This is a genomic window from Lysobacter xanthus, from assembly GCF_047159895.1.
Genome location: NZ_BAAGAB020000077.1, coordinates 1 through 10,396, shown reverse-complemented (window position 1 = coordinate 10,396; position 10,396 = coordinate 1). Strand labels below are relative to the sequence as shown.

Below are 10,396 nucleotides of genomic sequence, written 5' to 3'. Positions count from 1 at the left end.
GGGCGCTTCCCGCCCGGCTTCCCGGTCGGGCGCGTGCTGGCGCTGCGTCCCGACGAGAGCCGCGCCTTCCTCGAGGGCGAGGTGCGCCCTGCCGCGCAACTCGACCGCGGCCGCGAAGTGCTGCTGCTGCGCTCGAACCGTGTCGACCTGCCGCCGCCGCCCCCGCCGCCGGAATCGACGGCGACGCCGCCCGCTGGCGGCCTGCCCGCCACCCCGTCCGGTGCGCCTGCTGCAACGGCCACGACCGCGCCCGCGACCACGCAGCCCGCGATGCCGCCGGGCGTGGGCCCGACCACGACGCCCGCAACGCCTGCGGCCCCCGTTGGCCTCGCCGACCGCCCGCCGATCGACGCCGATCCGCGCGCGGGCGCGCCCGTTGCGCCCGCGCGCACCGGGCCGGCGCCCGCACCGCTGCCGACGGAGCGTCGCTGATGCGCTCGTTTCCGCGCTGGATCGTCTACGCGAGCCTCGCCGCCGCGCTCGCGCTCGGCCTGCTGCCGTTGCCGGTCGCGCTGCAGCCCGCGCGACCGTTCTGGCTCGCGCTGGTGCTCGCGTACTGGCTGATCGAGGACCCCGACCGCATCGGCCTCGGCTTCGCGTTCCTCGTCGGCCTCATCGCCGACGTGGTCTTCGGCTCGCTGCTCGGCGAGCAGGCGCTGCGGCTGGTGATCCTCGCCTTCATCGTGCAGCGCTTCCGCGCACGCATGCGCTTCTTCCCGCTGTCGCAACAGGCGCTCACGCTCGGCGCGCTGCTGGTCAACGACCGCATCGTGAGCGCGGGCCTGCACATCGCGCTTCGCGAGCCGACGCTGCCGTGGAGTTACTGGATCGCGCCCGCCATCGGCATGCTGATGTGGCCGCCAGTCTTCCTCGTGCTCGACGGCCTGCGCCTGGGCCGGTGGCGGCGGCGATGAGGGCGCGTCGATGGCGCTGATCCGCCGGCGCCCGCGCCGCCTCAAGAACGCCGGTGCCGAGGCGGCGCAGTTCCGCGCGCGCGCCTTCGTCGCGATGCTGGGGGTGACCGGCGCACTGGTCGGGCTCGCCGGCTGGTACTTCCGCCTGCAGGTGGTGCAGCACGAGGACTTCGCCACGCGCTCGGAGGAGAACCGCCTCAAGCTGCAGCCGATCGTGCCGGGCCGTGGCCTGATCTACGACCGCCGCGGTCGCATCCTCGCCGACAACGTGCCGGCCTGGCGGCTCGACGTGACGCCGAGCGTGGCGGGCGATCCGGCGAGGTGGCTGCCGGGCCTTGCGCAGCGCGTCGCGCTCGCGCCGGAGGACATCGAGCGCTTCCAGGACGCGCGTCGCGCCTCGCGCGGCTTCAAGCCGATCACGCTGAAGATGCGTCTCACCGACGAGGAGGCCGCGCGCTTCGCGGTCGACCGCTGGCGCTATCCCGGCATCGAGATCGTGTCGTACCTCAATCGCCGCTATCCCTACGGCGAACTCACCGCTCACGTGATCGGCTACGTCGGCCGCGTCGACGTGGCCGATGCGAAGAGCCTCGGCCCGGGTTTCGAGGCGCTGACGCACATCGGCAAGACCGGCCTCGAGCGCGCGTACGAGACGCAGCTGCGCGGGAAGATCGGCTACGAGAAGGTGGAGACGAACGTCGAGGGGCGCCCGCTGCGCACCGTGGGGCGCGTGCCTGCGCAACCGGGCACGGACCTGCGCCTGTCGATCGACATCGACCTCCAGCAGGCGATGGTGACCGCCTTCGGCGACATGGACGGCGCCGCGGTGGCGGTCGATCCGCGCACCGGCGACGTGCTCGCGATGGTCTCGCTGCCGTCGTACGACGCGAACCTGTTCGTCAACGGCATCACGCACAAGCACTACAAGGCGCTGACGACCAATCCGTCGCGCCCGTTGTTCAACCGCCCCGTGCTGGGCGGCGGCCCGCCCGGCTCGACGATCAAGCCGCTGGTGGGCCTGGCCGGCCTCGACAGCGGTCTGCGCACGCCGGAGTCCGCCGTGTTCTCCACCGGCGAGTTCCACATCCCCGGGCAGAAGCGCGGCTATCGCGACGCGCACGGCGCGGCCGGCTGGACGGACCTCAAGAAGTCGATCGCGCAGTCGGTCAACTACTACTACTACAAGCTCGCCTACGACATGGGCATCACGAAGTTCGACAGCTACATGCGGCTGTACGGCTTCGGGCAGAAATCCGGCATCGACCTGCTCGGCGAGAACGTCGGCATCGTGCCGTCGCCGGAATGGAAGGCGAAACGCAGCAAGGACTCGTGGTACGCGGGCGAGACGGTGATCGCCGGCATCGGGCAGGGCTACTGGATCGCGACCGTGCTGCAGCTCGCGCGCGGCACCGCCGCGCTCGCGAACGGCGGTGCGCTGCATCCGCTGCACCTCGTGATGGCCACGCGCTCGGGTTACAACCTGCCGTGGCAGGGCACGCCGCATCCGCCGGGCGCGCGCATCTCGCCGAGCGAGGCGCACCTGCAGGCCGTGCACGACGGCATGGTCGCCACCGTGCACGGGGGCGGCACCGCGACCAACATCGCGCGCGGTGCGACGTACCTCATGGCGGGCAAGACCGGCACCGCGCAGAAGGTGAACAGCCGGCGCGGCGGCCGCGGCAGCGTCGACCCGCATTCGCTCCCCTACAACCTGCGCCACCAGGCGCTGTTCGTCGGCTATGCGCCTGCGGACAACCCGCGCATCGCGATCGCGGTGTCGGTGGAGCACGGCGGTTACGGTGCCTCCTCCGCGGCACCCATCGCGCGCAAGGTCTTCGATGCCTGGCTGATCGGCAGGATGCCCGAGCCGGCCGAAGGCGTGCTGCGCTCGCCGCAGGGCGGAGCGCCGCTCGACTACGTACCGGAGACGGAGATACCGCCCGCGGCGACGCCCGTCGCGCCCGCACGTGGAACGCCACCACCGGCGCCGCCGGCCGACGACGAGGAACCCGCGCCCGCGACGCGCGATCCGCAGCCCGTGCCGCCGACGCGTGCACCGGTCGCGACGCGCGCCACGCGCGACGGTGAGGCCGCGGCGCGCCAGGCGCTGACCGCGCTGCGCGCACTGCAGGCGGGGGCCCGATGAACGTCCTGCTGCGCTGGTCGGGCGACATGGTCCAGCGCTTCACGCGCACGCTCGACCTGCCGCTGCTCGCCGCGCTGCTCGGCCTGATGGTGATCGGCCTCGCGGTGATCTACAGCGCGGCCGACGGCTCCGCCCGGATGGTGCTGGCGCGCGGCGCGCACTACGGCATCGGCCTGATGGCGATGTGGGCGATCTCGCGCCTCCCCGCCTACCAGCTGCGCAACTGGACGCCATATCTCTACGGCGTGTCGATCGTGCCGTTGCTGATCGTGCTCGTGATCGGCGGCGGCAAGCACGGCAACCTCTGGATCAACCTCGGCGTCTTCTATTTCCAGCCGTCGGAGGTGCTCAAGCTGAGCCTGCCGATGATGGTGGCCTGGTACCTCAACCGGCGTCCGTTGCCGCCGTCGTTCAGGGTGACGATGGTCGCGGCGACGATCATCGCGGTGCCCACGCTGCTGATCCTCAAGCAGCCCGACTTCGGCACGGCCATGCTCGTGGCGGTAAGCGGCGCGTTCGTGCTCTACCTCGCCGGCCTGTCCTGGTGGTGGTTCGTGGCCGCGGGCGCGGGCGTCGCGAGCGTCGCGCCGGTCGCCTGGTTCTTCCTGCTGCGGCCGTACCAGAAGGACCGCATCCTGACGTTCCTCGACCCGGAATCCGATCCGCTCGGCGCGGGCTGGAACATCATCCAGTCGAAGATCGCGATCGGTGCCGGCGGCCTCACCGGCAAGGGCTGGATGGAGGGCTCGCAGTCGCACCTCAACTACCTGCCGGAGCACACCACCGACTTCGTCTTCGCGGTGCTCAGCGAGGAATTCGGCTGGCTCGGCGTGGTCACCGTGATCGCGCTGTACCTGTTCGTGATCGCCCGCTGCCTGTGGATCGCGGTCGAGGCGCGCGATGGCTACTCGCGCATGATCGCCGGCGCGCTCGGGCTCGCCTTCTGCGTGTACGTGATCGTCAACGGCGGCATGATCGCCGGCCTGCTGCCGGTGGTGGGCGTGCCGATGCCGTTGCTGAGCTACGGCGGCACGTCCGCGGTGTCGCTGCTCGCCGGGCTCGGCGTGGTGATGGCGGTGAAGGCGCACCGGCCCGTCTACGGGCGCTGAGGGGCGGTTGCACAGCCGTTGCCGACTGCGGTAATCCTTGCGCCGGGACGATGCAGGGGACGTCCCGCCCCACCCAGCAAAGGAACGCGCATGCCCGCCTACCGTCATCGCCTCGCCGAGGCGATCGTCGCGACGCTCGTCGTCGCCAGCTCTTCGTCCGCCTTCGCGCAGCAACCGGCCGCCCGCACCGCCGACGCCACGACGCTCGACAGCGTGCAGGTCACCGGCTCCCGTGTACGTGGCCGGACCGCCGCCGACACCGCCGCCCCGGTCGACGTGATCCGCCGCGAGGAACTCGAGGCCACCGGCGCGCAGGAGGTCGGGCAGATCCTGCAGATGCTCGAACCGAGCTTCAATTTCTCGCGGACGTTCGTCTCCGACGGTACCGACATCCTCCGTCCCGCCACGCTGCGCGCGCTGGGACCCGACCAGGTGCTGGTACTCGTCAATGGCAAGCGCCGACACCAGCAGGCGTTGGTCAACGTGCAGCAGACCGTCGGCCGCGGCTCGGCCGGCACCGACATCAACGCGATCCCCGTCGGCGCGATCGAGCGTATCGAGGTCCTTCGCGACGGCGCCGCGGCGCAGTACGGCTCCGATGCGATCGCAGGCGTCATCAACATCATCCTGCGCAAGCAGACGGACCGCACGAACGTCTCCGTACAGGCGGGGCAGGCGTATGCCGGCGACGGCGAGCTGTTCTCCGCGTCGGTCAATACCGGGGTAAAGCTCGCGGCGGACGGTTTCCTCAACCTGACCGCCGAGTTCCGCGATCGTGGGGAAACCAATCGCGCGGGCCCCGACGTACTGCGCGTCAATCCGCCGCGCGTCACCCAGCGGCTCGGCGACGCCGACGCACGCGACGCCTACCTGTGGTTCAACGGTGGCCTTCCCGTCGGGGCAGGCGAACTCTACGCATTCGGTGGCGCGTCGAGGCGCCGCGGCGATTCGTCCGGATTCTTCCGCAGCGCTCGCGACAGCCGCAACGTGCCGGAGCTGTATCCCGACGGCTTCCTGCCCACGATCGAAACCACCGTCGAGGACACGTCCGTCGCCCTCGGGTACCGCATGCCATTGGGCGGCACATGGGACCTCGACGCGTCCGTCAACCGCGGGCGTTCGCGATTCGGCTTCCATGAAAGCGGTTCGGTGAACGTGAGCTGGTACTACGAGCCGGAGCCGGGTCGCTTTTGTGCACCCCCCGGCAGCCCGGCATGCGCCTATCGCCAGTCGCCGACCGAAGCCGATACCGGCACCCTGCAGTTCGACCAGACGACATTCAACCTCGACGTGCGCGGCAGCGTAGACGGCTTCCGCGGCCGCCCGCTCCACCTCGCAACCGGGGTCGAGTGGCGCCGCGACGGATACGCGATCGAGGCGGGCGACCCGGTTTCGTACACCTACGGCCGCACGAACAATCCCGCGATCCGCATCTTCGACCAGAACGGCGGGCTGGCCGCGCCCGGCATCCAGGGCTTCCCGGGCTTCACGCCCGGCACCGAGGTGGACCGCAGCCGTCACAACGTCGCCCTCTACCTCGATGCCGAGACCAACGCGACCGAGCGTCTCCTGCTCGGCGCAGCGGTGCGTTTCGAGGACTATTCCGACTTCGGCAACACCACCACCGGGAAACTGTCGGCGCGCTTCCAGGCGACTGAGCACCTGGCGATCCGCGGCGCGGCCTCGACCGGCTTCCGCGCGCCTGGCGTGCAGCAGCAGTTCTACAGCCAGGTGTCGACCAATCTGAGCCCCGGCACCGGGCAGCTGACCGAGACGCTGACGGCGCGGCAGGACAGCCCCGTCACCCGCGCGCTCGGCATCCCGCCGCTCAAGGAGGAGACGTCCAGGAATCTGTCGCTGGGCTTCGTCTGGAAGCCGTCCACCGACGTGTCGATCACCGCGGACGTATTCCGGATCGATATCGACGACCGCATCATCTTCTCCGGCAACATCGCCCCGGAGCAGGAGGACGCGAACGGGCAACTCTGCGACGACGCCAACACCAACTGCCCGATCGCGCGGGTCCTTGCACCGTTTCGCGTCGGCCAGGCGCAATTCTTCACCAACGCGATCGACACGCGCACCGAGGGCGTGGACATCGTCGCCAACCGCAGCGTGGGATTCTCGGGCGGCAACCGTCTGAACCTGTCGGCGCTGCTGCACTTCAACCGCACGCAGGTCACGGGACGCCGTTCGCAGTCGCCCATCCTCTCGCCCGCTCAGCTGTTCGACGACACCCAGGTGACGCTCGTGGAAGAGGGGCAGCCGCGTGCGCACCATGTGCTGCAGGCGCTTTACGACACCGGTCCGTGGCAGCTGATGTCCCGCGCGAACTATTTCGGCGCGGTCAGCGGCGAAGGGTTCACGCCCGGGACCAAGCAGACGTGGGGCGGCAAGTGGCTGTTCGACGCGAGCGTGCGCTATCGCTTCAGTCCGGACGTGAGCCTCACCGTCGGCGCCGACAACCTTTTCGACACCTATCCGGATAAGTGGGATCGCGCCGGCGGCTTCCCGTTTCCGCAGCTGGGCTTCACCTACGGCTGGGAAACGATGCCGTTCGGCATGAACGGCGGCAGCTATTACGCGCGGCTCGACTGGCGGTTCTGAGCCGAGCGGTCGACACGACGGGCGGCTTCGGCCGCCCGTTTCCGTCCACGGTCCCCGCGAGCGACGACGCTAGCGCTTCTTCCCGGTCGCGCGGGCGATGGCCTCGATGCGCGCGCGGCGCAGCGCCTCGCCCACGGCCGGGCCCTGCAGGCCCTCGCGGGCGACGGACTCGGCGCGTACCGCTCGCGCGGCCTCGAGCGCGTGCAGCAGGCCTTGGCGCGACGGATAGGGCTGCTCCTCGAGGCCAAGTCGGCCTCGCTTGTCGGCCTCGCAGGCGAGCGCCAGCTGCGCGATGCGCGCGGGCTGGCGGAAGCCGTCGCAGCGCTGCAGCAGGTCGTGCACGGTCGACGCGCGCAGGTCGTCGTAGCGATGCACGTTGAGGTGCTCGCGGCAGACCATGATCGCCAGCTGGCGATGCGCGGTCGGCACCTTCAGCCGGTCGCAGACCTCGCGCAGCGGTGCGAGCCCGGCCTGCTCGTGGCCGATGTGCTTGGGCAGCACATGCGCCGGGGTGCGCGCCTTGCCGAGGTCGTGCACCAGCGCGGCGAAGCCGATCACGTCGTCGCCGGGCGCGAGCCGCGCGGCCATGTCGCAGACCATTTCGACGTGTACGCCGGTGTCGACTTCCGGGTGGTACTCGGCGCGCTGCGGCACGCCGTACAGCGCTTCGACCTCGGGCAGCACGGCGCCGAGCGCCCCGGCCTCGTGCAGCGTGCGCATGAAGGCCGAGGGCTTCGCGCTCGCCACCGCGCGTCGCAGTTCCTGCCAGACGCGCTCGGGCGTGAGCTCGGCGAGTTCACCGGAGTCGGCCATCCGCCGCATCAGCGCCATCGTGTCGGGCGCGACCGCGAAGCCCATCGGTGCGAGCCGCGCCATGAATCGCGCCGCGCGCAGCACGCGCAACGGATCCTCGACGAAGGCGGGGCCGACGTGGCGCAGCACGCGTGCCTCGAGGTCGCGCACGCCGCCGAGCGGGTCGACGATGTCGCCCAGCGTGCCGTCTCCGTGCACTTCGCGCGCGATCGCGTTGATGGTGAAATCGCGGCGTTGCAGGTCCTCGTCCAGCGTCACCGAGGGATCGGCGTCGACGACGAAACCGCGGTAGCCGCGCCCGTTCTTGCGCTCGGTGCGCGCGAGCGCGTACTCCTCCCCCGTCTGCGGATGCAGGAAAACGGGGAAGTCGCGGCCGACCGGCTTGTAGCCGGCGTCGAGCATCTGCTGCGCGGTCGCGCCCACGACGACGAAGTCGCGGTCGCCGGGCTCGACGCCCAGCAACGGATCGCGCACGGCGCCGCCGACGAGGTAGACGCGCATCGTCAGCGCGTGGCCTGCGCGAGGATCGCGATGATGTCGCGAGCGCCGCCGCCGCGGCCGAGCGCGCGCGTGATCGGCTCGGGCTGGCTCGACACCCAGATGCGCAGGTCGCTGTCGAGGTCGAAGTGGCCGGCGGTCTCGATCGAATACATCACGATCGCGCGGTACGGGATGCTGAGGTAGCTCGTCTTGCGGGCGGTGATGCCCTGCTTGTCGACGATGATCATGCGCCGGTCGGTGAATACGATCAGGTCGCGCACGAAGCCGAATGCGCGCTGCAGGACTTCGCCCTGCGCGAGCAGCGGGCCGAATTCGTCGTGCAGGTCGGCGATGTCCTTCTCGCCGGCGTGGCCGAGCAGCGTGTCGAGCAGTCCCATGGCGGTCTCCGCGGATTGAGAGGCGCCTAAGGATGCCTCAGCCGCGACGCTCCGACGGCTTCAGCGCCTCGGGCGCCGGCGGCGTCGTCGCCAGCGGGCAGGCGAACGGCGTGCGCGTGCCTTCGAAGTTGCCCTGCATGCGGTCGCTCACGCGCAGCGCGTCGCCGCGCATGCGCCAGTCGTAGAGCACGCCGAACGCGAGTACGCGCGCCACGTAGTCGCGCGTCTCCTTGTAGGTGATCGTCTCGATCCAGAAGTCCGGGTCCATGCCCGGGCGCTGCGCCTTCCAGCGGTTGAGCGGCGCGGGGCCCGCGTTGTAGCCGGCGAGCGTGAAGTAGGGCTTGCCGTCGCCGTAGCCGTCGAGCAGCTGCCGCAGGTAGGCGGTGCCGAGGACGATGTTGGTGTCGGGGTCGTACAGGCTCGACTCGCCGTTCCACGGCACGCCGATCCGCGCGGCGGTCGCGGCACCGGTCGACGGGATGAGCTGCATCAGGCCGATCGCGTTCGCGCCCGAACGCGCGGTGGGATTGAAGATGCTCTCCGCGCGGATTTCGGCCGCGACCCACGCCGGGTCGAGTCCGTTTTTCGCGGCCTCGCGCCGGATTGTCGCCTCGTGGTGCAGCGGGAAGCGCAGCGTGTACAGGCGCAGCTCCTCCGGGTCTTCCTTGCCGAGCGCGAACACCGCGCGGTCGTACCAGCCGTGCTGCTGGGCGATCTCGACCGCGGTGATGCGGCGCGTGGCGTCGAAGCGCGAGAGCGCGTCGCTCCATTCGGCCGTGGCCCAGCCGTTGCGGTCGAGGTCGTACAGCAGCATCGACCGACGCAGCGCCGGATCGCCTTCGACCGCCGCGCGCACCGCGCCCGAGGTGCCGGGAATCCACGGGCACAGCGTGTAGCGCTCACCCAGTCGGTCGGCGGCGAGGAAGCCGTGGAACTCGGGCTTGGCCGCGGCGGCGCGATAGGCCTGTTGCGCGGCGGCGCGGTCGCCCTGCAGCTCGGCGAGGCGGCCCTCGAAATACTTCCAGCGCGAATCGTCGCGCTGCTTCGGCGGCATGCGGCGGATCGCCTCGAGCGCGGAGGCCCAGTCGGACCGCGCCAGCGCCTCGCGCACGCGCCATTCGCGCAGGCGATCGTCGTAGGCCGACTCGGGCACGGCGGCGAGTCGCTGCGCGGCGCCGGCCTCGTACGAGGACGCCGTCCACAGCGCGGACTGGTACAGCACGCGGCCGCGCTCGACGTCGGTGAATCCGAGCGCCGGGCCGAACTTGTCGAGCTGCTTCTGCGCGTCCTGGGGGACCGACTTCGCGTAGCGCGCCAGGCCGTAGCTCGCGATGCGGCGGCTGCGCTCGGTCTTCGGCCATTGCAGCGCGCGATCGTTCAAGGCTTCGACGAAGGCCGCGTAGTCGGTGGCGAGCGCGGCCTCGTCCGCCGGCAGGCCCCGTGCCGCAGTGCGCATCACCGCCGGCTGCCAGGCTTCGGCCGCCTTCTCGAGGCGTTCCCAACGCAAGGCCGGCGTCAGCCCGCCGCGGGCGTCGAGCGCCGCGAAGACCGGGTCGCACTGCGACGGCAGCGATTCCGCGGCGTCGCGCCACAGCGCCTGCGCCTGCGAGGTCCAGGCGGCGGTGACGCGACCGAGCGCCTCCTCCGCCTGCAGCCGCGTGCAGCGCAGGCCGGTGTCCTTGATCGACGGATCCCATGCGGCGTCGACGGCGGCCCAGTCGCGGCGGCGCGCCGCCTCGGCGAGCCACTGCGCCCGGAACGTCGTGCCCACCGCCTGGCCGCCGTAGCGACGCAGGAAGTCCTGCGCGCGCCCCGCATCGAGCCCGGAAAGGTCGCGTCGCAGCATCGCGTACTCGATCCAGCCGTACAGCGGATGCTTCGCGAGGTCGCTGTCGAGGGTACGGACTACCCGTCGATCCGGATCCTGAT

7 protein-coding genes and 1 pseudogene are annotated in these 10,396 nt (G+C 71.1%); 5 read left to right on the top strand and 3 right to left on the bottom strand.

The window, feature by feature from the left end:
- The 5 genes and pseudogenes from ACY35P_RS13620 to ACY35P_RS13600 all read left to right on the top strand — a co-directional run.
- Nucleotides 1-432 (top strand): annotated as a pseudogene (locus tag ACY35P_RS13620) (rod shape-determining protein MreC); the annotation flags it as partial.
- Nucleotides 429-914 carry a rod shape-determining protein MreD gene (gene mreD / locus ACY35P_RS13615; protein ID WP_462116383.1) on the top strand — a complete coding sequence of 162 codons (486 nt, stop codon included), beginning with the start codon at nt 429-431 and terminating at the stop codon, nt 912-914. The pseudogene ACY35P_RS13620 and the gene mreD, both read left to right, overlap by 4 nt.
- Nucleotides 915-924: 10 nt before the next feature.
- Complete coding sequence (gene mrdA / locus ACY35P_RS13610) at nt 925-3,060, top strand: penicillin-binding protein 2 (protein ID WP_462116382.1); 2,136 nt, start codon at nt 925-927, stop codon at nt 3,058-3,060.
- Nucleotides 3,057-4,169, top strand: a complete 1,113-nt coding sequence (gene rodA / locus ACY35P_RS13605) for a rod shape-determining protein RodA (RefSeq protein ID WP_462116381.1) — start codon at nt 3,057-3,059, stop codon at nt 4,167-4,169. Before mrdA ends, rodA begins: the two co-directional genes overlap by 4 nt.
- A gap of 90 nt (nt 4,170-4,259) precedes the next feature.
- Nucleotides 4,260-6,776 (top strand): TonB-dependent receptor plug domain-containing protein, encoded by a 2,517-nt coding sequence (locus ACY35P_RS13600; RefSeq protein WP_462116380.1) that lies wholly within the window; start codon nt 4,260-4,262, stop codon nt 6,774-6,776.
- Nucleotides 6,777-6,845: 69 nt separating this feature from the next.
- Here ACY35P_RS13600 and ACY35P_RS13595 read toward each other — a convergent pair whose 3' ends face one another.
- From ACY35P_RS13595 to ACY35P_RS13585, 3 genes are all read right to left on the bottom strand, one after another.
- Nucleotides 6,846-8,090: a multifunctional CCA addition/repair protein gene (locus ACY35P_RS13595; protein ID WP_462116379.1), complete on the bottom strand. Its 1,245-nt coding sequence runs from the start codon at nt 8,088-8,090 to the stop codon at nt 6,846-6,848.
- Between the two features lie 2 nt (nt 8,091-8,092).
- Nucleotides 8,093-8,467, bottom strand: a complete 375-nt coding sequence (locus ACY35P_RS13590; RefSeq protein ID WP_462116378.1) for a PH domain-containing protein — start codon at nt 8,465-8,467, stop codon at nt 8,093-8,095.
- Nucleotides 8,468-8,504: 37 nt separating this feature from the next.
- On the bottom strand, nt 8,505-10,396 hold a 1,892-nt coding region (locus ACY35P_RS13585), incomplete at its 5' end, for a lytic transglycosylase domain-containing protein (protein WP_462116377.1).

Excerpts from the sequence above, each read along its gene's own strand:
- mrdA (WP_462116382.1), top strand. The coding sequence starts at position 925 with ATGGCGCTGATCCGCCGGCGCCCGCGCCGCCTCAAGAACGCCGGTGCC.
- rodA (WP_462116381.1), top strand. The coding sequence starts at position 3,057 with ATGAACGTCCTGCTGCGCTGGTCGGGCGACATGGTCCAGCGCTTCACG.
- ACY35P_RS13600 (WP_462116380.1), top strand. The coding sequence starts at position 4,260 with ATGCCCGCCTACCGTCATCGCCTCGCCGAGGCGATCGTCGCGACGCTC.
- ACY35P_RS13595 (WP_462116379.1), bottom strand. The coding sequence starts at position 8,090 with ATGCGCGTCTACCTCGTCGGCGGCGCCGTGCGCGATCCGTTGCTGGGC.
- ACY35P_RS13590 (WP_462116378.1), bottom strand. The coding sequence starts at position 8,467 with ATGGGACTGCTCGACACGCTGCTCGGCCACGCCGGCGAGAAGGACATC.